General features: G+C 40.7%; 19 protein-coding genes, 1 other RNA gene and 1 pseudogene. 7 read left to right on the top strand and 14 right to left on the bottom strand.

Translation table 11 applies throughout. The features are described from left to right. Positions 1-13: 13 nt before the first annotated feature. Entirely contained in the window at positions 14-787 is a 774-nt protein-coding gene (gene yaaA, locus A4U55_RS06165) for a peroxide stress protein YaaA (RefSeq protein ID WP_063454124.1), read from the top strand. 134 nt (positions 788-921) lie between these two features. On the opposite strand, the gene ykgO is transcribed toward yaaA, so the two are convergent. The 3 genes and pseudogenes from ykgO to A4U55_RS06150 all read right to left on the bottom strand — a co-directional run bounded on the left by ykgO (position 922) and on the right by A4U55_RS06150 (position 4,074). After that, positions 922-1,062, bottom strand: coding sequence for a type B 50S ribosomal protein L36 (ykgO, locus tag A4U55_RS06160; RefSeq protein WP_003657744.1), 141 nt, complete (start codon positions 1,060-1,062; stop codon positions 922-924). Between the two features lie 270 nt (positions 1,063-1,332). Continuing rightward, positions 1,333-2,631: pseudogene (gene pta, locus A4U55_RS06155) on the bottom strand (phosphate acetyltransferase); the annotation flags it as partial. Between the two features lie 258 nt (positions 2,632-2,889). Continuing rightward, positions 2,890-4,074 (bottom strand): acetate/propionate family kinase, encoded by a 1,185-nt coding sequence (locus tag A4U55_RS06150; protein ID WP_063454122.1) that lies wholly within the window; start codon positions 4,072-4,074, stop codon positions 2,890-2,892. Positions 4,075-4,440: 366 nt separating this feature from the next. Between A4U55_RS06150 and lptM the strand changes: the two genes are divergently transcribed. From lptM to xerA, 4 genes are all read left to right on the top strand, one after another. Beyond that, positions 4,441-4,578 (top strand): LPS translocon maturation chaperone LptM, encoded by a 138-nt coding sequence (gene lptM / locus A4U55_RS08850; RefSeq protein ID WP_226889934.1) that lies wholly within the window; start codon positions 4,441-4,443, stop codon positions 4,576-4,578. 40 nt (positions 4,579-4,618) lie between these two features. Next, entirely contained in the window at positions 4,619-5,926 is a 1,308-nt protein-coding gene (gene lysA / locus A4U55_RS06145) for a diaminopimelate decarboxylase (RefSeq protein ID WP_003657739.1), read from the top strand. A 264-nt stretch (positions 5,927-6,190) separates the two neighbouring features. Further along, the gene (gene dapF / locus A4U55_RS06140; RefSeq protein WP_003657738.1) at positions 6,191-7,090 is read left to right on the top strand and encodes a diaminopimelate epimerase; all 900 of its coding nucleotides are present in this window, start codon (positions 6,191-6,193) and stop codon (positions 7,088-7,090) included. Beyond that, positions 7,090-8,082 carry a site-specific tyrosine recombinase/integron integrase gene (xerA, locus tag A4U55_RS06135; protein WP_003669827.1) on the top strand — a complete coding sequence of 331 codons (993 nt, stop codon included), beginning with the start codon at positions 7,090-7,092 and terminating at the stop codon, positions 8,080-8,082. Before dapF ends, xerA begins: the two co-directional genes overlap by 1 nt. 298 nt (positions 8,083-8,380) lie before the next feature. On the opposite strand, the gene ubiM is transcribed toward xerA, so the two are convergent. The 8 genes from ubiM to A4U55_RS06095 form a co-directional block, all read right to left on the bottom strand. After that, complete coding sequence (gene ubiM, locus A4U55_RS06130; protein ID WP_003657736.1) at positions 8,381-9,577, bottom strand: 5-demethoxyubiquinol-8 5-hydroxylase UbiM; 1,197 nt, start codon at positions 9,575-9,577, stop codon at positions 8,381-8,383. Positions 9,578-9,639: 62 nt separating this feature from the next. Then, complete coding sequence (locus A4U55_RS06125) at positions 9,640-10,086, bottom strand: hypothetical protein (RefSeq protein WP_003657735.1); 447 nt, start codon at positions 10,084-10,086, stop codon at positions 9,640-9,642. 137 nt (positions 10,087-10,223) lie between these two features. Continuing rightward, positions 10,224-11,267, bottom strand: a complete 1,044-nt coding sequence (locus tag A4U55_RS06120; protein WP_003657734.1) for an FAD:protein FMN transferase — start codon at positions 11,265-11,267, stop codon at positions 10,224-10,226. Positions 11,268-11,320: 53 nt separating this feature from the next. Then, the gene (locus A4U55_RS06115) at positions 11,321-11,836 is read right to left on the bottom strand and encodes a dihydrofolate reductase (RefSeq protein WP_003674168.1); all 516 of its coding nucleotides are present in this window, start codon (positions 11,834-11,836) and stop codon (positions 11,321-11,323) included. Next, positions 11,833-12,675 carry a thymidylate synthase gene (locus tag A4U55_RS06110; protein WP_003658496.1) on the bottom strand — a complete coding sequence of 281 codons (843 nt, stop codon included), beginning with the start codon at positions 12,673-12,675 and terminating at the stop codon, positions 11,833-11,835. The genes A4U55_RS06115 and A4U55_RS06110 overlap by 4 nt, the downstream gene beginning before the upstream one ends. After that, entirely contained in the window at positions 12,672-13,550 is an 879-nt protein-coding gene (gene lgt / locus A4U55_RS06105; protein ID WP_003657730.1) for a prolipoprotein diacylglyceryl transferase, read from the bottom strand. The genes A4U55_RS06110 and lgt overlap by 4 nt, the downstream gene beginning before the upstream one ends. A gap of 201 nt (positions 13,551-13,751) precedes the next feature. Continuing rightward, positions 13,752-15,398, bottom strand: a complete 1,647-nt coding sequence (gene groL / locus A4U55_RS06100; protein WP_063454121.1) for a chaperonin GroEL — start codon at positions 15,396-15,398, stop codon at positions 13,752-13,754. 125 nt (positions 15,399-15,523) lie between these two features. Beyond that, positions 15,524-15,817, bottom strand: coding sequence for a co-chaperone GroES (locus A4U55_RS06095; protein ID WP_196758387.1), 294 nt, complete (start codon positions 15,815-15,817; stop codon positions 15,524-15,526). A 376-nt stretch (positions 15,818-16,193) separates the two neighbouring features. On the opposite strand from A4U55_RS06095, the gene A4U55_RS06090 reads away from it, so the two are divergent. After that, entirely contained in the window at positions 16,194-16,844 is a 651-nt protein-coding gene (locus tag A4U55_RS06090; RefSeq protein ID WP_003657727.1) for a DUF3108 domain-containing protein, read from the top strand. Between the two features lie 213 nt (positions 16,845-17,057). Here the strand turns inward: A4U55_RS06090 and A4U55_RS06085 are convergent, their stop codons facing one another. After that, positions 17,058-17,489, bottom strand: a complete 432-nt coding sequence (locus A4U55_RS06085; RefSeq protein ID WP_003657726.1) for a hypothetical protein — start codon at positions 17,487-17,489, stop codon at positions 17,058-17,060. Continuing rightward, a complete protein-coding gene (gene wrbA / locus A4U55_RS06080) occupies positions 17,486-18,091 on the bottom strand; it encodes an NAD(P)H:quinone oxidoreductase (RefSeq protein ID WP_003666686.1) in 606 nt (201 codons plus the stop codon). The genes A4U55_RS06085 and wrbA overlap by 4 nt, the downstream gene beginning before the upstream one ends. Before the next feature lie 291 nt (positions 18,092-18,382). On the opposite strand from wrbA, the gene A4U55_RS06075 reads away from it, so the two are divergent. Continuing rightward, a complete protein-coding gene (locus tag A4U55_RS06075; RefSeq protein WP_003658502.1) occupies positions 18,383-19,885 on the top strand; it encodes a YhjD/YihY/BrkB family envelope integrity protein in 1,503 nt (500 codons plus the stop codon). A 316-nt stretch (positions 19,886-20,201) separates the two neighbouring features. On the opposite strand, the gene ssrA is transcribed toward A4U55_RS06075, so the two are convergent. Next, positions 20,202-20,560, bottom strand: a transfer-messenger RNA (tmRNA) gene (gene ssrA / locus A4U55_RS06070). Positions 20,561-20,801 lie beyond the last annotated feature (241 nt).

Genomic DNA, 20,801 nt, shown 5'->3' with positions numbered 1-20,801 from the left:
ATAAGAGCCGATTATGTTTTTTTTATTATCTCCTGCCAAAAATTTAGATGAAAAGACTGCTGTTCCGTTACCATCTCATACAGTTTATAGCAGCCCTCGATTCATTGAGCAAGCTGCTCAACTAATGCAAACTTTAAAAAACTATGATGTGATTGACCTGCAAGAATTGATGGGCGTCTCTGCCAAGATTGCCGAGCTTAATGTCATTCGCAATCAGCACTGGGCTTATCCCTTTGATGAAAATGCCAAACCTGCCATTTATTTATTTGCTGGCGATGTCTATACAGGTTTGGATGCGTATCATCTCAACGAAAACCAAATTAATTATTTAGATGATAGATTGGGTATTTTATCAGGGCTATATGGTCTATTAAAGCCACTGGATTTAATATTACCCTATCGACTGGAAATGGGTACTAAATTTCAGACAAAGCAGGCAGATAATCTCTATCAATTTTGGGGCAATAAAATTACTGATCAAATCAATCAGCATTTAAAGCAATCAGACGGTATTTTGGTTAATCTAGCCTCTCAAGAATATTTTGGTGCTGTTCACCCCAAACAAATTCAAGGGCGTATCATTACCCCTCGCTTTGAAGATGCAAAAAATGATGGTTATAAAGTTGTGAGCTTTTATGCCAAAAAAGCACGCGGACTGATGGTCAATTATGCCGCTAAGCATCAGATTCAAGATGTTGAAGATTTAAAATATTTTGATACCGATGGTTATTATTTTGCCCCCAGTGTCAGCAATGAAAATGATTGGGTATTTCGCAGAGAATGGTAATCGTTGGCAAAAAATAATCGCACAAAATAAAATGAACAGTATTAATTTAATACTGTTCATCAAAATCTACTAAAATAACACAACCTAATAATTAATCAAATCAATGATTTAGGCTGATTATTGGGTTATTTAGCTTATTTTCTCTTTTTACCGCCTTGTACAGCCTTAAAGCGTGGATTTGACTTACAAATCACAAAAGTACGACCACGACGGCGAACAATTTGGCAGTCTTCATGACGATTTTTAGCAGATTTCAGCGATGATAATACTTGCATGAGCTTACTCCGTTGAGAATTTACTTAATATTAATACGATATCATTCAATATTAAGCATAAATATGATAATAAAATAGATGGCAAGAAATAGATATTAAAACATTATACGATGATTTTTAAAAATATGCAAGAAAAATCATGCCATATTTCACTGTTGTTAAACAATCAATCACCATCTTTGTTTTACCAACCCTTAAGCGATATCTGAAATATCGCTTAAGCCAATAACTGATTTGTGTTGTATCCACAGTGCCAATCAAATCTTAAGGTTATTCATCAATGGCCTGTATTGCAGTCAGAGCAATTGTATAAACAATATCATCTACCAAAGCCCCACGAGATAAATCATTGACAGGCTTATTCAAGCCTTGGAGCATCGGACCAACACTGATCACATCAGCTGTGCGTTGAACAGCTTTATAGGTCGTGTTACCTGTATTTAGATCAGGGAAAATTAAGACATTTGCCTCACCTGCTACCGCTGAATTTGGTGCTTTTTGTTTACCGACATTTTTGACAGTTGCGGCATCAAATTGTAATGGACCATCAACTTTTAACTCTGGCGACTTTTCACGAATGATTTGTACAGCTTGTTTAACAGTATCAACATCAACACCTGAACCTGAATCGATGGTAGAGTAACTGATCATGGCAACTTTTGGGTCAATGCCAAAGGCTTTGGCTGATTTGGCAGACTGAATAGCAATCTCTGCCAGCTGTTCTGCGGTTGGATTTGGATTGACCGCACAGTCGCCATAAACCATGACTTGTTCAGGCAAGAGCATAAAAAAGACACTAGAAACTAAGCTGTACTGTGGTGCTGTCTTAATCAATTGAAACGCTGGGCGAATGGTGTCGGCAGTCGTATGAACCGCTCCTGATACCAAACCATCAACATCGCCCATATGTAGCATCATCGTACCCAAAACTACCGTATCTTGTAATGCTTGCTTTGCCCCAGCTTCATCAATTTTACCCTTACGGCGTTCTACCATGGGGGCAACATATTTTTCAGCAATGCTGGCAGGGTCAATCATTTCAATATCATTTGGTAATACCACGCCACGCTCTGCTGCTACCGCTTCAATCTTGGTGCGTTCACCCAATAAGACACACTGAGCAATGCCACGACTCTGGCAAATTACAGCAGCTTCAATGGTTCTTGGCTCATCACCTTCTGGCAGTACAATGCGTTTTTTGGCGGCTTGTGCTTTTTGGACAACTTGATTGCGAAACGCATATGGTGAGAGTTTTTTGACTCTTGTTGTTGCTTGATAGTTTTTGATAACTTCTTCATCAACTGTCAACTGCTCACCATCAATCGTTGCCCATACAGTTACCCCAAATTCATCTACGCCTGCTGCAATAACACCCAGCACACGCTCAGACTTAAGACCGCCAAACGCAGCAGCAAAAACTGCAAGCTCTTCAGCATTTTGGCTGACAAATAATACATCGGCATCCAGACCATTTGCCAAATCACGATTGACCAAACTGGCATAAGGCGTATTTGGTAAAGTCGCCAAACCTTCAACAACCGTCAGCTTTGCACTTTGGGCAGCAACTACTTTTTCAAGCATCTCATCAAGCCGACCTTCAGTGACTGCTACTCTAAGCTTGCTATCGCCTTCACTATCAAATGGTGCAATGTAAGCTGCACCAATGCTTTTGGCAAAATTTTCTACGATGGATGAAAAATTTGGAGCGTCAAATGTCGGAATCAATAACAGTGCTTTCATATGTACCCTTAATAAATATATGATAGATTGGTATTAACACAAAAACCGCTCAACTGCTTGAACGGTTAGTTAAGTATTTATAACAAATTATAATCCCAAGACCGCACGGCTTTCGCTGGCGATTTGGTATTCTTCATCGGTAGGAATCACCCAAAGCTCAATCGATGAATCTTCGGCATGGAAACTGCCTTCAGCACCACGCATCAACTTATCATTCTTAGTGGTGTCAATTTTTGCACCCAAATGTTTTAGGTGCTTGATAATATCGGCACGCATTTCAACAGCATTTTCACCCACACCACCTGTAAAGGCGATGCCTGTAAACTCAGGCAATGCTGCAGTTAGGCTTAGGAGATATTTGGCGGTACGATAAGCGAACATGTCCAGTGCCAAACGAGCATCTGCACTGCCCTCTTTATCAGCAGCTTCAAGATTTCTCATGTCATTTGAGATACCTGATACGCCAAGCAAACCTGATTTTTTATTGAGTAAGGTGTCAACTTCGTCTAATGATAAGCCCAATGTACGATTTAGATGAATATGCAAACTTGGATCAACATCCCCTGAGCGTGTACCCATCATCAGCCCTTCTAGCGGTGTGATACCCATTGAGGTATCTAAGCTTTTACCATCATAAACTGCGGTAGCAGAGCAGCCATTACCCAAGTGGGCAACCACCCAACCATGTACGCCTTTGGCATCAGTAAGCTGGCTGGCACGATTTGAAACAAACGCATGCGAAGTGCCATGAAACCCATAACGGCGGATTTGATGCTCATTGTACAGATTTTTTGGTACTGCATAACGATAGGCATACTCAGGCATGGTTTGGTGAAATGCCGTATCAAAAATTGCTACCTGTGGTAAATCAGGATAAATGGCATTAATCGCTTGGATACCTGCAGCATTGGCAGGATTATGTAGCGGTGCTAGACTTGTCAATGCTTCAATGGTTGATAACACCTCTTCATCAATCACGGTAGCAGATTTAAATTTATCGCCACCATGCACCACACGATGACCCACAACCACAGGCTTATGCGCTTTAATCAAATCTTCTAAGATAACTTTCAGTGCGTCAGCATGAACACCATTTGGAATGTCAATAATCGTCGCTTCACCCTCTAAATTTTTATGCTTAATGCGAGCTTCAGGATTACCCAAGCCTTCTGCCAAGCCCTCAATGCGACTCCCACCATCTTCACTGATAAGGGCATATTTGATGGATGAAGAACCACAATTTAGAACCAAAGTGGGATTTGCTAAGCTCATGTACGCTCCTTGATGTATTGCGTCTATTGTGTTGACTGTGAACAAGAAATTTTATCTTAAAATTCCTAATAAATCAACCTGTACCATCTTTCTTGTCAAGCAATAAATATCATTTTAAATATAATTTTTTGAAAAATATGCACTCATAACCATTGATAAATAACGCAATCCATTTAAGTGAGCCAAATTCACATCCACCAACCAATTTGGCAAAAATGCATACCAATTTTTAGCATATTTGGTCTAATTGATCGCCCAAGCCTTGGGTGTTGTGCTAAAATATTCAGCAAATGGGCAACTTTGTTTAATCTAAAATTTGGCTTGCCTGCCCAAGTACAGTAATGGATTTGATGATTTATGAATATGATGAAATACTTATTTGGTTTATCTTTAATGATAAGTTTGCTTTCAGCTTGTGGTCAAAAAGGTTCATTATATCTACCCGATGAAAGTACGCCCGTGATTGAGCCGACACCCATCAGCGATGATATGAATGACTACTAAAACTATATCGGCTATTTTTTATTAAAATTAGGATAATGTTATGACTTTTAGCCCAGTCAGCCATCATCAAGATGGTGCACTGTATATTGACCCCCAAGCTTTGGCAAATGCTTTACCGCATTTTGAGTATATTGATGGCACTTTACATTTTGATGGTATCAACACTCACACACTCAAAGAAATCTATGGCACGCCTTTATATGCATATTCACAGCGTACACTTTTAGAAAATTATCAAAGCTACACTGATGCCTTTGATGCCATTGACCATCAAATTTGTTATGCCGTCAAAGCCAACTCAAATCTTGCCATCCTAAAAACACTGGCTAAAGCAGGTGCAGGGTTTGATATTGTCTCCAAAGGCGAGCTGGCTCGTGTGCTTCAAGTTGCCGATGCCAAAAAGGTCGTGTATTCTGGTGTTGGTAAAACGGCTGATGATATTGAATATGCACTCAAAGCAGATATTCATTGCTTTAATGTAGAATCTCTAAGTGAGCTTGATACCATTAATGAGGTAGCAGGTCGCCAAAACCAAATCGCACGCATTTCACTGCGTATTAATCCAGATGTGGATGCCAAAACTCATCCTTATATCTCAACTGGCATGAAAGATAATAAATTTGGCATCAGTCATGAACAAGCGGTGGCTGCCTATGTGTACGCACATCATTTGCCAAATCTTAAGATTGTCGGTATTGATTGCCATATCGGGTCACAGCTACTAGATACCGATGGTTTTTCTGATGCGTTGGATAAATTGATTGAGCTGATAGATACCTTGACCGATAAGGGTATCAAGCTTCAGCACATTGATCTTGGTGGTGGCTTGGGCGTACGCTATATTGATGAAAATCCTGTCAGCATTGATCAAGTTGCAACGGTATTACTCCCACGCTTAAAACAGCTTGGATTAAAATTGTACTTAGAACCAGGTCGCAGCTTGGTAGCAAATGCTGGCGTACTTTTGACAACTGTGGATGTGCTTAAGCCCACCGAATTTAAAAACTTTGCCATCGTTGATGCTTCAATGAGTGAGCTGATTCGCCCAGCACTGTATGAATCACAGATGGCAATCATTCCCGCTAAGCTTAGTCGGGATACTGCCAAAACTTGGGATGTGGTTGGTACAGTCTGCGAATCCAGCGACTTTTTAGGCAAAGATCGCATTTTATCTTTACAAGTTGGCGATACCCTAGCCGTCACAGGTGCAGGTGCATATGGATTTAGTATGGCATGTAACTACAATACCCGCCCAAGACCGTGCGAGGTGATGGTCAATCATGGCACTCATCGCTTGATTCGTAAGCGTGAAGCGTTAGATGATCTGTGGAAAGATGAACTCATCTAAATCACACCCATCGCAGATGCTCTGAAACTTTCAGGGCATTTTTATTATCTACTTACAAGCGTTCATGCCACAAGTTTTTATGGCTTATTTAAGATATTTAGTTAATTAATTTTTTAATAATTTTTGAAATTTTATCCACAAAACCAAATCAATACTGTTTAATATTATCAGTGATTTTTCATCAATCACTCCATAAAATCATTAGCCACCACGCTGTTTTCATGTTAAGATACAAATGATATAACTAAAAATAAGGACAGGCCAATGCTCATAGAATTTACAAAAATGCATGGACTGGGCAACGATTTCATGGTGATTGATCTGGTTACCCAACGCATGACACTAACTCCCGAATTAATTCGCCTACTTGCCGATCGACGGATTGGGGTAGGATTTGACCAATTATTAATTGTTGAGCCACCAAGTCGCCCAGATATTGATTTTAAATATCGGATTTTTAATGCAGATGGTTCTGAGGTGTCCCAATGTGGAAACGGTGCTCGATGTTTTGCTTCATTTGTACAAGCCAGAAAACTATCTTTTAAGCAGCGTTTACGAGTTGAAACCTCAAGCGGTATCATCATCCTAAGCACCAATCGCTATGGGTGGGTGCAAGTAGATATGGGCAAGCCCAAGTTTGAGCCTGACCAAATTCCTTTTACCCCAAAGACCATCACCAAAGTTGGGCGCGCCTATCGCTTGGATGTCGATGGCATACCTGTTCAGCTTTATGTCGCCAACATCGGTAATCCGCATGCAATCATCAAGGTCGATGATGTCTTGGATGCCGATGTCGATAGATTGGGTAAACTCATCGAATCACACGAAGCATTTCCTGAAAGAGTCAATGTCAATTTCGTTCAAGTCATTAATCAGCGTCATGTGCGAATTCGTGTCTATGAGCGTGGCGTTGGTGAAACCCAAGCCTGCGGTACAGGTGCCTGTGCTTCTGTTGCGACAGGTATTCGGGAGGGCTGGCTAGATGAAGGGGTGGATATTCGTGCCCAGTTATATGGCGGGAGTTTGGCAATTCGTTGGCAAGATGGCTACTCACTCATCATGACTGGGCCAACTGCCTTTGTGTATGAAGGCGTATTTAGTCCAGATGGTTTGGCGGCATCGGCTGGCATTAAGCTTGACCCAAATGCAGATGATGTTTACTGATGAGCAGATTATCGCATTTCATCGCACCCACTCATTCTAGCCATCAATCAGATCCAAGCTCACCTGCTTGGGGCTATTTATCATCTTGGTGTGATGAGCTAAGACTACAAAATTACTCTAAGCATACCATCACAACCTATCAAACAGCCTTAATACAGTTTTTCAATTTTTTGGAGTCTGATAACTATCTTGGCGGCGATCCTTTGGCTTGCCGTCGCCAAGATTTAACTCGATTTTTTAGCACTCGCTTAGAAGAAGAAAAAATAAAACCCATCAGTGCCAAGCTTAGCTTATCTGCCATTCGGATTTTTTATCAATTTTTAATCAAGCAAGGTGTTATCGCAGTTAACCCCACAACAGGCTATAAAATCAAATCAGCACCCCGAAAACTGCCCACTGTCGCTGATGAGCTGCTCATAAAGCAACTGCTTGACCAAAAAACGCCTGAAGATACAGCCAAAGCATATCTATGGATACGCGATAAAGCAATGTTTGAGCTGATGTATAGTAGTGGACTTCGCCTATCTGAACTGGCAGGCTTAAATATGGGCGATGTTAATTTTGATACTGGCATCGTACGGGTGTTGGGCAAAGGCAACAAAACTCGCCAAGTCCCTGTGGGCAAAAAAGCCATGATTGCTCTTCAAGACTACTTGCCTCATCGTAACTTATGGCAAAAGAAAAATTGTAAAGCGTTGTTTATCAGTGAGCGTCACGGCACTCGTCTTAGCACGCGTGCGATACAGCTTCGCCTAAAAGTATGCGCCACCATGGCGGGCATTGAGCTTAATATGTATCCGCACCTATTACGCCACTGCTTTGCCTCTCATGTACTGTCATCTAGCGGTGATCTGCGTGCCATTCAAGAGATGCTTGGCCACCAAAATATCAGCACCACCCAAATATACACGCATGTTGATTTTGGCGCACTGACGAAAGTATATGACCATGCCCACCCTCGTGCGTATCGCACAAAAAATAATCACGGCTGAACACTTTAATCGTCAAAGCTATCCAAATTTTTTCTACAAAATTTGGGTTTTATCAAAAAATTTCGTATTATGTCTTAACAATCTTGTCAATTGTTCATCAAACTATCAAATAAAATGTTATCACTCATTACTTGATACATGATTATTTTTAACACTGTGATTTGATGAAATATTATTCAAGTGCATATGATTGCATATATCATTTGCTTTACTTATCATTAATCAGGTCAAAATAAATACTTTTGACCTGATTAATATTTATCATAAATATTTATGATAATGGATAGAATTTGATAGTTTAGCCTACCAACTGTTTGGCAATCCAATGCTTAACTGGGGGGAAGTTATTACTAAGACGCAACGCCATATCACGCACCGTACGCATGGGCAGCGTATCTGTTGTAAATACGGTTACCATGGCATTCGTACCATGATATAAAGGTCTGGTATGTGCCTGATGGCGACGATTGTACATAGATAGTAGGTGATTTGAGCCGATGTCCAAGCCACGGCGGTGTGCTTGTAAAATCAGTGGTGCCAAAGTATTGGCACTCTGCAGACCCAAATTATAGCCATGTGCAGTCACAGGGTGCATACCGACTGCCGCATCACCAATGAGTGCTGCCCGATTGGCATGAAACTTATGTGCATGAACGCCCATCAGTGGATAATGATGTACCGTACCTGCAATCGTAAATGTACCAAAACCATCGCCAAACATTCTTTGAGCTTCGTGAGCCAATTGCTCTGGAGTCATCTTTAACAGCTCATCTGCTTGTGTATTATCTAGCGTAATGACACAATTTGTCATGGTTTCGTTCAGCGGCAGCAGTGCCAAAGTGCGGCCATACAAAAAGCATTCTTGAGCTGTGCCATGATTTGATAACGGATGAGTGACTCGAAATACGATCACCGTACGACCAAAATCATGCATGTGCGCCCCAATGCCAAGCATACGCCGCATGCCAGATAGGCGACTGTCGGCAGCAATCACAAGATCTGCATACAACTGCTTGCCATTCATCAAAGTCACGCAGGCTTTGGTGTCATCTGTATTCACATCAGTGACAGTTGCATCAGTGATGAGCGTGACATTATCCATCGTTGCCACTTCATCATACAACGCCTTTTTGATGTTGTGATTAGAGATCAAATTACCCAATCGGTCAAGCGAACGCTGTCTGTGCATTAACTTAGGTACTTGAAAATGCAGAGCGTAATTTAAATTACCGTTATACACCTTAGCATCTTTTAAAGGATAAATCTCATCAGGGGCAAATCTTTGCCAAGCGCCCAGATTTTGTAGGATTTCTTTGGAAGTATTGGTTAAGGCAATCTCTCGGCCGTCATAGGCAGGGTTTTGTAAAGCGGCTAATGATGATTTTTCAATCAGCGTCAAACGCACATCACTACCCTTAAAAAATCTTGAAAAAGCAAGCCCTGCTGGTCCTGCCCCTACGATAATAATATCACTACAATGGCTGTTGTTGCTCATAAATTTCTCTATCGTATGTTAATGGATTATTTACCAAAATTAGTCATTTTTATTGCAACAAGTTAGTTTTGAGATAGTTTTTCTTCGGACTGATAATTTGCCAGCTCATGCCGTACTGCCATTTTAACCCAGGCACGCAAATCTTCAGAAAGCTGAGCCATATGCTCACCCAAAAACTCATCAATCTGAACTGATAAATTATGGGTCAGCCGAGCTTCAAGCTCATCAAAGTTTGGCGATTGGATAACTTTAACTTCATCGTCATCTTTCAGTGATATTGTCTCGATGGTATGAATCAAGCGATTGGTCTGTGTGTTGCTATTTTTGTGCATTTCTTGGGTAATAGCAGCATTAAAATCTGCGTGCCGAAAACAAAAATCCTTAACCAAAAGCTCATTATCCAGTAAATTGATAATATCATCTAATTCCTGATAAATCACTGTGCGAGCCTTAAAAGGCGTGGCAAGCCAGCGTTTGGCAAAGTTGATACTGGGTGAAAAATTAGCCATCTGAAACCTTTTTAAATTTTTAATCGTTGGACTGTATTTTTATTGATCTGATGAATAAATTAATAAAAATGACACATTCAAAATCATTGCTTTAGGCTATTGTAGTTCAAAATGCATTGCCATGCAATGCAGGCTATCTATTTGGCAAATTTTTGTTGCATGGCATCTGTTTGCACAATATCAAAGCCTGTTTTGGTTGGATTTTCTATCACAAACATCGCCATCAGACCTTGAGCATTAGCAAGTGCCAACGCTTCGGTATAAGGCAGTGCTGTTAATGCCGTCGCCCAAGCATCTGCCAATGCAACTGTATCATGTAGCACGGTGACACTGGGTGCATTATTTGCCACAGGCCATCCTGTTACTGGGTTGATGGTATGACTAAAACGCACCCCATCATATTCTATTGAATTGCGGTAACCGCCTGAAGTTGCCAAATGCATCGGCTCACCGATTGGTTGGGTTAAGGTGGTGAGTACGGTTCGATTTTTGACACCGCTATCAATAATGGGTGCATCGATACCAAGCGTCCAAGGATCGCCTTTATCATTAACGCCCAAAGTTGCTACCTCGCCACCAATTTCTATCATATAATTGACCACGCCATAATCGTGATGTAATGTATTAGCAATCACATCTACCGCATAGCCTTTAGCAATGGCAGAAAAATCAAGCCCTACGCCGTCAATGGATTTACTAAGCTTCTGCTCGTTGAGTGTGACTTTATCAAGCCCAACCCATTGCTTAGCCTTGGCAATGTCATCTTCTGTTGGTGGTGATTGTAAACGCTCAATGCTCATCTGACCACCAAACCCCCAAAGCTGAACCAAAGGATATACTGTTGGGTCAAACGCCCGATGGGATAATTGATAGACGGTTTGGCTATCAGTCAATACCTGAATAAAATCATCATCAATAACAAGATCTGTCTTTGCAGGCAGGCGATTAAAGCGGCTGATGGTGCTGTTTTCTTGGTAAGTAGACATACTGTCATTGATCGCTTGCAAACGCTCATCAATAGCAGCTTGGATACTTGCTGTATCACTTAAATGATCTGCATAGTCAAAACGGATATGATAGCTTGTACCCATGGTTTCGCCACTAACGGTTTGATAGGTCGATTGCTGGCTACAAGCCGTCAGCATGGCGGCCGTCATAATAACAATAGGAGCGTTTTGCATGGTATGTCCCTTTTAAAATCAGTTAAGCGGCGGTTAAATAGATCGGTTTTACGCTATGTTAAAACTTTTTGCCAAGTACAAAAGCGAAATTGAAATCCGCTTTTATCACAATAAAAAGTCTTAGTTTCATCTGTTTTTATGAACTTTTCATCAATATCAGGATAAAATGCATCCCCTTCAATGACCGTATCAACTTCAGTAATCTCAAGCACATCCGCCATCTCTAGGCTTTGATGATAAATTTCGCCACCGCCGATGATAAAGATTTTGTTCTGCTGTTTTGCATGTGCATAAGCTTTGGCAAGTAAAATGGCATCTTGTAGTGAATGAGCCATCACCGCACCTTCATAGCCAATGGGTTGTCTTGTAATAACAATATGCGTACGATTGGGCAATAAATTCGGCAAAGATTCAAAAGTCTTGCGTCCCATGACAATCACACCACCGTGAGTGATACGCTTAAAATGCTGCAGATCATCAGGAATATGCCAAAGTAACTGGTTATCTTTTCCAATCGCACGATTTTGGCTCATGGCAACCACATGCACAAGTTGAATATTCTCCATCATACAGCCACTGGTGCCTTAATCGCTGGATGAGCCTGATAATCTGCGATTTGAATATCATCAAAACCAAACTCAAAAATACTCCGAACTTTGGGATTTAATCGCAATGAACAAAGTGGCAATGGCTCACGGCTAAGCTGTAATTTCACTTGCTCAAAATGGTTCTGATAAAGATGCGTATCGCCACCTGTCCATATAAATTCCCCAACATCCAAATGGCATACCTGAGCCACCACATGTGTTAACAAAGCATAACTGGCAATATTAAAAGGTACGCCCAAAAAAACATCGGCACTGCGTTGATATAACTGGCAAGATAATTTGCCTTGACTGACAAAAAATTGAAATAATGTATGGCACGGTGGCAATGCAACCTCGGCAGCCTCTGTAGGATTCCAGCCTGAGACGATCAGTCGGCGTGAGTTTGGATTGGTATTAATCTCATTGATCAGCCAAGCGATCTGGTCAAAACCATCATCATGATAACTGCCATCGCTTTTTTTGCTTGCACCAAAATTACGCCATTGATGACCATAAATAGGACCAAGCTCGCCCTCAGCTCTGCCAAAACGAGCTGTTTGTTCTGCTGTTGCCCACTCATTCCAAATTGTCACCTGATTATCGGTCAAATAGCTTGTATTGGTTTCACCCTTTAAAAACCATAAAAGCTCATGAATGATGGACTTCATATGTACTTTTTTGGTCGTCAGTAATGGAAAACCTTCTGCCAAATTAAAACGCATCTGGTAACCAAATACCGAACGCGTGCCTGTACCTGTGCGGTCTTGTTTATCAGTGCCATGGTTTAAAATATGTTGTAATAATTCAAGATATTGCTTCATTTTATTTTATTCCAGTCATAGATTTGTTTTTGATACGCCATCACCATTAAAACCACACCTGCAATAATCATTGGCAAACTATACAGCTGCCCTTTGCTCATCCAACCAAAAATCAGTGCATAGCCTACATCAGGTTGGCGGAAAAATTCTGTGATAAATCGGCTTAGCCCATAAACCAATAAAAAAACTGCTGAGACGGCATAGCGGGGTCTTGGTTTGGCACTAAACCACCAAAGCACCACAAATAATAATATCCCTTCGGTTGCTGCCTGATAAAGCTGCGAAGGATGGCGTGGCAAAAGCAAATAACCTCCGATATTAGCAGTAATATCTTGTAAAGCTGGGTTGGCCTGAATCATCTCAAAATCTACACGGGCAGCCTGCGGGAAATACATCAAATGTGACACATCAGCGTATGAGATTCGTCCCCAAAGCTCGCCATTGATGAAATTCCCAATTCGCCCAAAAAATAAGCCTGTTGGTACACAGGGTGCGATAAAATCCAGTACCGTAAAGGGTGCTTTTTTATATTTATGTGCAAAATACCACATGGCAAGCAACACGCCCACAAATCCACCATGAAAACTCATGCCCCCTTCCCATACTCGAAAAAGATATAAAGGGTTAGCAATCAGCTCACCAAAATTGTATAAAAGTACATAGCCAATACGACCACCTAAAATCACACCCACCGAACCAAAAAAAACCAAATCCGAAACCATCTCAGGGGTAAAATCTGTTCGGGATTTGGTACGCACCCATGCCAAAAAATAGGCCACCACAAAAGCAAATAAGTACATCAAACCATACCAATGCAGCTCTATCATGCCCAAGTCTAAAGCAACAGGGTTAATCTGTGGGTGAACGATTGCCATATCTATCCATACTCAATAATAAATGATTCTATTATAGCTGATTTTTGGTAATTTGCTCAATGATGCCTTGAAAATATCTTGATTTAAGGCATAAAAGAATATCATGACCATCATATCAAGTTATTTAAAATACGAAAAATCCCCAAAAGACAAATGCTTTTGGGGATAGTTAAGTTGATGGTCATTCAGTGAACGATTGGGTTACATCATACCGCCCATACCGCCCATACCACCCATACCACCCATACCACCTGCTGGCATTGGTGCTTCTGGTGCTGGTTTATCGGTAATCATCACCTCAGTGGTCAACATCAAACCTGCGACAGAAGCAGCATGTTCTAATGCTGAACGGGTTACTTTGGCAGGATCTAAAATACCCATTTCAAGCATATCGCCATACTTACCTGATGCAGCATTATAACCGTAGTTACCAGAGCCATTTTTAACTTCATTAACAATTACAGAAGCCTCATCACCTGCGTTACTGACGATTTGGCGAAGTGGTGCTTCCATCGCACGGCGTAGGATATTGATGCCTGCATTTTGGTCTTCATTATCACCTTTTAGGTCGCTTAGTGCAGACAAAGCACGCACAAGTGCAACACCGCCACCAGGCACAACGCCCTCTTCAACAGCAGCACGGGTAGCGTGAAGTGCATCGTCTACACGGTCTTTTTTCTCTTTCATCTCAGTTTCAGTTGCCGCACCCACCTTGATGACTGCAACACCGCCTGATAGTTTTGCCACACGCTCTTGAAGTTTTTCTTTGTCGTAGTCAGAAGTTGATTCTTCAACCTGACGACGAATTGACTCTACACGCGCCTCAATGCTGGCTTTATCACCTGCACCATCAACAATGACGGTGTTTTCTTTACCAATGGTTACTTTTTTGGCAGTACCCAAATGCTCAATCTCAGCAGTCTCAAGGCTTAAGCCCACTTCTTCTGAGATAACCACGCCACCTGTTAAAATTGCAATGTCTTGAAGCATGGCTTTACGGCGATCACCAAAACCTGGCGCTTTAACCGCACAAGTTTTTAATCCGCCACGCAAAGTATTGACAACCAATGTTGCCAATGCTTCATTTTCAACATCTTCAGCAATGATTAATAGCGGACGGCTGGTTTGCATCACTTTTTCAAGTAGTGGCACAATCTCACGAATATTTGAGATTTTTTTATCGACCAAAAGAATAAATGGATTGTCAAATTCACAAGTCAAGCTGTCTTGTTTATTGGCAAAGTAAGGGCTGATATAGCCACGGTCAAACTGCATGCCCTCAACTACTTCAAGCGCATCTTCAAAACCTGAACCCTCTTCAACTGTGATAACGCCTTGTTTGCCAACCGTTTCCATTGCCTTGGAGATAAGCTCACCAATGGTAGCATCTGAGTTTGCTGAAATTGAGCCAACTTGAGCAATCGCTTTATGGTCATTAGCAGGTGTCGAGATAGCACGGATTTCTTCAACAGCGGCACGCACGGCTTTATCAATACCACGCTTTAGATCCATTGGATTCATGCCTGCAGCAACCGTTTTCATGCCCTCAACCAAGATGGCTTGAGCAAGTACTGTTGCGGTTGTTGTTCCATCACCTGCCACATCATTGGTCTTAGAAGCGACTTCACGCACCAATTGTGCACCCATGTTTTCAAATTTATCTTCAAGTTCAATCTCTTTGGCAACTGACACGCCATCTTTGGTGATGGTCGGCGCACCAAATGATTTATCAATCACCACATTGCGGCCTTTTGGACCTAGGGTAACCTTGACAGCATCCGCCAAAATGTTAACACCATCAATCATTTTTTCGCGGGCATTTGAGCCAAAACTTACATCTTTTGCCATTCTTTACTCCGATTTTTTGATTTTTAGTTTATGAATTTAAGATAATTAAATATAAGAATGAATGAGAATTTAATTTTTTAGACCAACTTTGTTAACATGGTCTAAAGTAAACCAAACTCTGACAATTAAGCCTCAAGTACACCTAAGACATCACTTTCTTTTAAAATTAATAGCTCTTCACCATCAACTTTGACTGTTTGACCTGAATATTGACCAAACAACACCACATCACCGACTGCAACATCCAATGGGCGAACCTCGCCATTCTCACGCACTAAACCATTACCTGCGGCAATCACCTCGCCTTGTTGCGGTTTTTCGGCAGCCGAACCTGGTAGTAAAATACCGCCAGCTGTTTTTTGTTCTTCTTCGGTACGACGAACAACGATGCGGTCATGCAATGGACGAATTTTCATAATGACTCCGTTAATCAATTTACTAAGAGGAAAATTAAAAAGTTGTGATTGCTTTTTGGAGTCGCAGTGATAAATTTCAAGCCATTTTTTTAATTTTTTTATTTCATAATGATTGACCATCAAAAATCCCAACTAGTATGCCATTAATTTTTATTAGCCGTAAGATATATTAACCGTAAGATAATTCGCCAAATTTGTTGATAAAATATGATGAATGCCCTATTATCTTATGTCTATGGTCTTTTATGTGTATCATCCAAGATGATGAATTAAATTTATCTGTCAAGCAGGTACAAAACAGATGTGTTTAAGATGTCATCAATCCTTGGTAGATATTTTGGAGCAAATTTTGAGAAAAAACTTAACGGCGGTTTTAATAATGACTTTAGGCGGATTGTCAGCGACAGCGATGGCAGCAGATTTAACAGGCTATTTGGCGACTTATCGTGTCAGTGCTGATGGCAAAACGGGCACAGCCACACGCACACTCACCAAAACTGGCAACAATTATCGCTATACTGTCAATGCTCGAGCGGCAGGGATTGCAACCTTAAGCCAAGAAGCCCGTTTTAGCCTTGTTAATGGTAATATTATCCCACAATCTTCAATGATGTCTGCACGCATTTTGGGCATTGGTAATACTCACAGTGTACGCTTTAATCGTGCCAATAAATCAGCAGTCAGCACTTATAAAGGCAAAACTGTTACTTTAGCCATGCCAAAGCCAGCTTATGATGATTTAAGTTTGGAGACACAAATTCGCCAAGAGCTGATTAATGGCAAATTTAATGGTTCATATCAACTTGTCAAGCGTGACCAAATAGAGACGACCAAATTTCGTCGTGCTGGCCATGGTAAAATTACTGTACCTGCAGGAACTTATGATACGGTACGCATTGACCGTATCCACGATGACCAAAACCGTGCAACCAGCTTTTGGTTAGCACCAAGCTTAAATTATCTGCCTGTCAAGGTCAGCCAAACTGCTGATGGTAAAGTGATATTCATGGAGCTTACCAAGATCAATTAAGGCAACAAACCATAACAGTCATTGACGGTCTGTTGGATGCACCTAGTATTAACACCTTAATCATCTGTGATTGATATTGATGGCAATTTACCATTTTAATCCATTTTTTGCATAAAAACTGGCAAACTCTTATTTGAAAAATGCAACAACCTGACTTTTTAATGGGTATTTTTATGTTTTATGACAAATACCAAAATAAGCATGCTGTAAATTTTATTTTGGGTGGGTGTGCTTAGTATGCATGGCAGGCAGACGCTTTAATAAGATGAGCAATTGGCTATTGATAGTAAGTAGCAACAAAAACTCGATTAATTCGGCTGCTGCAACTGCCTTTGGCGATTGTTCGTAAATACGAAGTAATGTCAATACACCTGATGCACCCAAATAAATTAACATAATCATACTAACCCACATGAGTGCATAAGGTGATTTTCCTTGATGTATCGTCGGGGCAAATATCACAGCTGGCACCAGTACCAAACTTTGAACGCCCATACCTGCCCACAGTGAGGCATCTGTGGTTAGGCTCACAGCAACAGGATATCCCACCAAAGTCATAAAAATCCAAGCATACCAAGTAATACGCAAAGCTTGATGTACAGGTTTGATGGGCTTAATGCGTCTGAGTGCTTGTGATTGTTTCATAAGCTGTCTGCTTGCAACTGTTTGACCAGTGTCGCCAAACGCACACCTTGAGCGATGGCAAGAGCTTGTTCATCTACGGTCATGACATGCTGATGCTTAACACCTGAGACATGGCTGGCACCATACGGTGTTCCGCCACGGACTGTCACCGATAGCTCAGGGTGAGCGTAGGGCAATCCCATCAAAAGCATACCATGATGCAACAGTGGCATCATCATTGTTAACAGTGTGCTTTCTTGACCGCCGTGCATTGAACCTGAAGTTGTAAAAACACAAGCAGGCTTACCTTGCAAATCCCCTGCAAGCCAAATTGAAACGGTATTATCCCAAAAATACTTCAAACTTGCTGACATATTTCCAAAATGTGTCGGACTGCCCATTGCCAATCCCGAGCATGCCCTTAGATCATCTGCTGTACAATACAAATCACCCTCATCAGGGATGGCAGGATGCGACTGTTCACTGACAGCTGACACCTTGGGCACTCGGCGAATCATTGCCCTAAGACCAGCATCATGAATGCCTTGGGCAATCAGATAGGCCAAATTTTTGGTAGCATCTTGGTTGGTGTCATACAATACCAAAATATAAGGTATCTTCATAAATTATCCATCATTTTGATTCATCGCTTAAAAAACAGGTAAATTGATGACCACATTATAGCAATATTATTAGGGCGTGTTGAACATTTATAGCACAATTTATCGCTTAGATGGCTTATAACAATAAACCGATGATTATTGTATAAAAAATGTCTAAATCTCATCTGATATTCAAGATTTTTTATCTATCCAAAACTTTGATACATAATTGTACAAAACTTTTTCTGTAATATGTCGCAATATTTGTTACACTAATGCGATATTTAGTGATAAATATTTGACTTGGATATTATGACAAATTTTTTAAACAAACTCCCCTTTGCTCATCATGCTTGGTTTATGTACTTACGCTTACTTGTTCGCCATTTTATTGATGACGATACTCAGCAAAAAGCCGCCAGTCTCACTTATACCACATTACTTGCCTTAGTTCCGATATTAACGGTGGTGTTGGTGATTTTTTCAAGCGTGCCTGCACTTGAGGGTTTGCGTGAACAAGTTCAACAAACCATCTCTGCCAATTTATTCCCGACTGCCAGTGAGCAAGTAGCAGGATATATTCGTTCTTTTGCTGAAAAATCTAGTAATTTAGGACTTGTGGGGGTAGCAGGTTTATTTGTTACCGCAATCATGACCTTAAATACCATTGAGTATGCTTTTAATAAGATTTGGCGTGTCCAAGAACGCTCAGGCGGTGCTGCCAGCATTATACGCTACTGGACAATCATCACTTTAGGCCCGGTGATTTTGGGTGTGGCATTTGGTGCCTCAAGTGCTATCCAAAGTATGGACTTTTTAAATCGTCAAATTGCAGGTTATGGCATTGATTGGGGTATTTGGGCATATTTGGTTTCTTTGGCATTGATGACTTGTGGCTTTATTTTATTATATTGGTTCATCCCCAAAGCCCAAGTTCCCATAAAAAATGCTGCCATCGCAGGCATTGTTACTGCCATTTTATTTGAAAGTATCAAGCAGGTTTTTGGTACTGTGATGACCAATTTTACCAGCTATGAAGCCATCTATGGTGCGTTTGCCGCCCTACCAATTTTCTTATTGTGGCTATATATTTCTTGGAATTTGATTCTTTTAGGCGTTCAAATCAGTTATACATTGACCATTTTTGATACCAAAGAGGTGCCCGTTCGCCATCCGTTATTAAGCCTTTTAGATATGCTTAATTTAACATATAAGCGCTATCAAAATGGTGAAGCTGTCAGCGAAGATGAACTTCGTGGCATGCTGGGTCGCAAAGAGCTGCCCAAATGGAGTATGTATTTAGACCAACTTGTCAGTAATGATTTTATTACCGAAACCAAAAATAATGAATATATCTTAAAAACCGACCTAAGAACCATCAATTTTTGGAAATTTTATAAAAGCTTGCCTTATCCATTGCCGATTCGTCATGAGCTTGATCAACTAGAATCTGCAGATTATGATCCATGGTTTATTGAATTGCATCATCACTTAGATAAGGTTGAAGATGCTGCCATCAAAGAGCTGGATGTAACTTTGGCAGAATTGTTTGAAACTACACCCTTGAGAGAAAAACAAGAAATTGTACGCATTGTCTCTGAAAATACCGATGAGCTTGGCGAGAGCAAAGGCTTTGATGATAATGCTCGTCGCACGATTGATGAGTCAGGAAATGTTGTCATCATTCCAGATGGCAAAGCTTCATTTACCGAAAGTAAACTGACCAAAGTATTACGCTTACTAAAAAAAGCATATCACTTCTTTGGCAAAAACAAGAAACATATCAATGACATCAGACGAATGATAGGCAAATGACTGTTTATTCATGACACTGTAAATCACCCCAGCCGTCTGCTTGGGTGATTTTTCTTTTGGTTTTATGTTGGTTTGGCACTTAATATCATATAACACTGTATCATGCCATTTGAGATATCAAATAACTTGTTGTATGTTGTCAGTGAGCATTGGTGCGGTAATCCTGTGTGTGGCTGTGTGTAAATGTGTGTGAAATTGTATGATACAACATGATTTTATATAATATAATAAGCAATAAAAAAGCCTTGATTTACAAGGCTTTTATGATGATTTATGGCGCTTAAAAATACTTAATGATTTTTGATGATTGTTAAAATGGTGGAGATGGCGGGAGTCGAACCCGCGTCCGCCAGTACTACATCTATGAATCTACATGCTTAGATTCTGTCTATGGCTTTAATCCGCACCGAACCGACAGTCAGGATGGATTGGACGATTTGCTAAGAATTTCGCCAAAATCATCGCAACGCTAATTTTGGCTATCCTTTGTGCATTCGCATCTAGGAGAGCAACCAAACCAAAGGCAATTTGTGCCGTCCTAAGCAGCCCTTAAGCTGCTAGTGCGTAAGTTTCGTCGTTTGCGACTATTTTAAATGTATGTTGATTTACAAGAGTCACACGCTCTTGACATGCATCATTAGGTTTCGCTACCAGCGTCGAAGCCAGAACATCCCCATGATTTTACTATAACAATTTTAAACCTAATTGTCAAGCATCTGATTGTTTTGCTATCTATCAAACTATCAACTAATTTTTGCCGTTAAACCATAAGATTTAGCTATGTTATACAAAATATAGATGTTATAAAAAATAGCTGAAAATTACAAATTCTGGTATTGTTAAAAAACAATACCCAAGTTAAAATAGCTCAATACTTTACCATAGCACAAAGAAATTTGTGAACGAAACATTTAAT

Origin of the sequence: Moraxella catarrhalis, assembly GCF_001632285.1 — a bacterium.
Taxonomy (GTDB): Bacteria; Pseudomonadota; Gammaproteobacteria; order Pseudomonadales; family Moraxellaceae; genus Moraxella; species Moraxella catarrhalis.
Note: the sequence above shows the minus strand (reverse complement) of the source record. Positions and strands in the feature narration are given on the sequence as shown.

Excerpts from the sequence above, each read along its gene's own strand:
- ubiM (WP_003657736.1), bottom strand. The coding sequence starts at position 9,577 with ATGAGCAACAACAGCCATTGTAGTGATATTATTATCGTAGGGGCAGGA.
- A4U55_RS06120 (WP_003657734.1), bottom strand. The coding sequence starts at position 11,267 with ATGCAAAACGCTCCTATTGTTATTATGACGGCCGCCATGCTGACGGCT.
- A4U55_RS06115 (WP_003674168.1), bottom strand. The coding sequence starts at position 11,836 with ATGATGGAGAATATTCAACTTGTGCATGTGGTTGCCATGAGCCAAAAT.
- lgt (WP_003657730.1), bottom strand. The coding sequence starts at position 13,550 with ATGGCAATCGTTCACCCACAGATTAACCCTGTTGCTTTAGACTTGGGC.
- lysA (WP_003657739.1), top strand. The coding sequence starts at position 4,619 with ATGACTTTTAGCCCAGTCAGCCATCATCAAGATGGTGCACTGTATATT.
- groL (WP_063454121.1), bottom strand. The coding sequence starts at position 15,398 with ATGGCAAAAGATGTAAGTTTTGGCTCAAATGCCCGCGAAAAAATGATT.
- lptM (WP_226889934.1), top strand. The coding sequence starts at position 4,441 with ATGAAATACTTATTTGGTTTATCTTTAATGATAAGTTTGCTTTCAGCT.
- ykgO (WP_003657744.1), bottom strand. The coding sequence starts at position 1,062 with ATGCAAGTATTATCATCGCTGAAATCTGCTAAAAATCGTCATGAAGAC.
- A4U55_RS06075 (WP_003658502.1), top strand. The coding sequence starts at position 18,383 with ATGACAAATTTTTTAAACAAACTCCCCTTTGCTCATCATGCTTGGTTT.
- A4U55_RS06110 (WP_003658496.1), bottom strand. The coding sequence starts at position 12,675 with ATGAAGCAATATCTTGAATTATTACAACATATTTTAAACCATGGCACT.
- A4U55_RS06090 (WP_003657727.1), top strand. The coding sequence starts at position 16,194 with ATGACTTTAGGCGGATTGTCAGCGACAGCGATGGCAGCAGATTTAACA.
- yaaA (WP_063454124.1), top strand. The coding sequence starts at position 14 with ATGTTTTTTTTATTATCTCCTGCCAAAAATTTAGATGAAAAGACTGCT.
- A4U55_RS06085 (WP_003657726.1), bottom strand. The coding sequence starts at position 17,489 with ATGAAACAATCACAAGCACTCAGACGCATTAAGCCCATCAAACCTGTA.
- xerA (WP_003669827.1), top strand. The coding sequence starts at position 7,090 with ATGAGCAGATTATCGCATTTCATCGCACCCACTCATTCTAGCCATCAA.
- A4U55_RS06150 (WP_063454122.1), bottom strand. The coding sequence starts at position 4,074 with ATGAGCTTAGCAAATCCCACTTTGGTTCTAAATTGTGGTTCTTCATCC.
- A4U55_RS06125 (WP_003657735.1), bottom strand. The coding sequence starts at position 10,086 with ATGGCTAATTTTTCACCCAGTATCAACTTTGCCAAACGCTGGCTTGCC.
- wrbA (WP_003666686.1), bottom strand. The coding sequence starts at position 18,091 with ATGAAGATACCTTATATTTTGGTATTGTATGACACCAACCAAGATGCT.
- dapF (WP_003657738.1), top strand. The coding sequence starts at position 6,191 with ATGCTCATAGAATTTACAAAAATGCATGGACTGGGCAACGATTTCATG.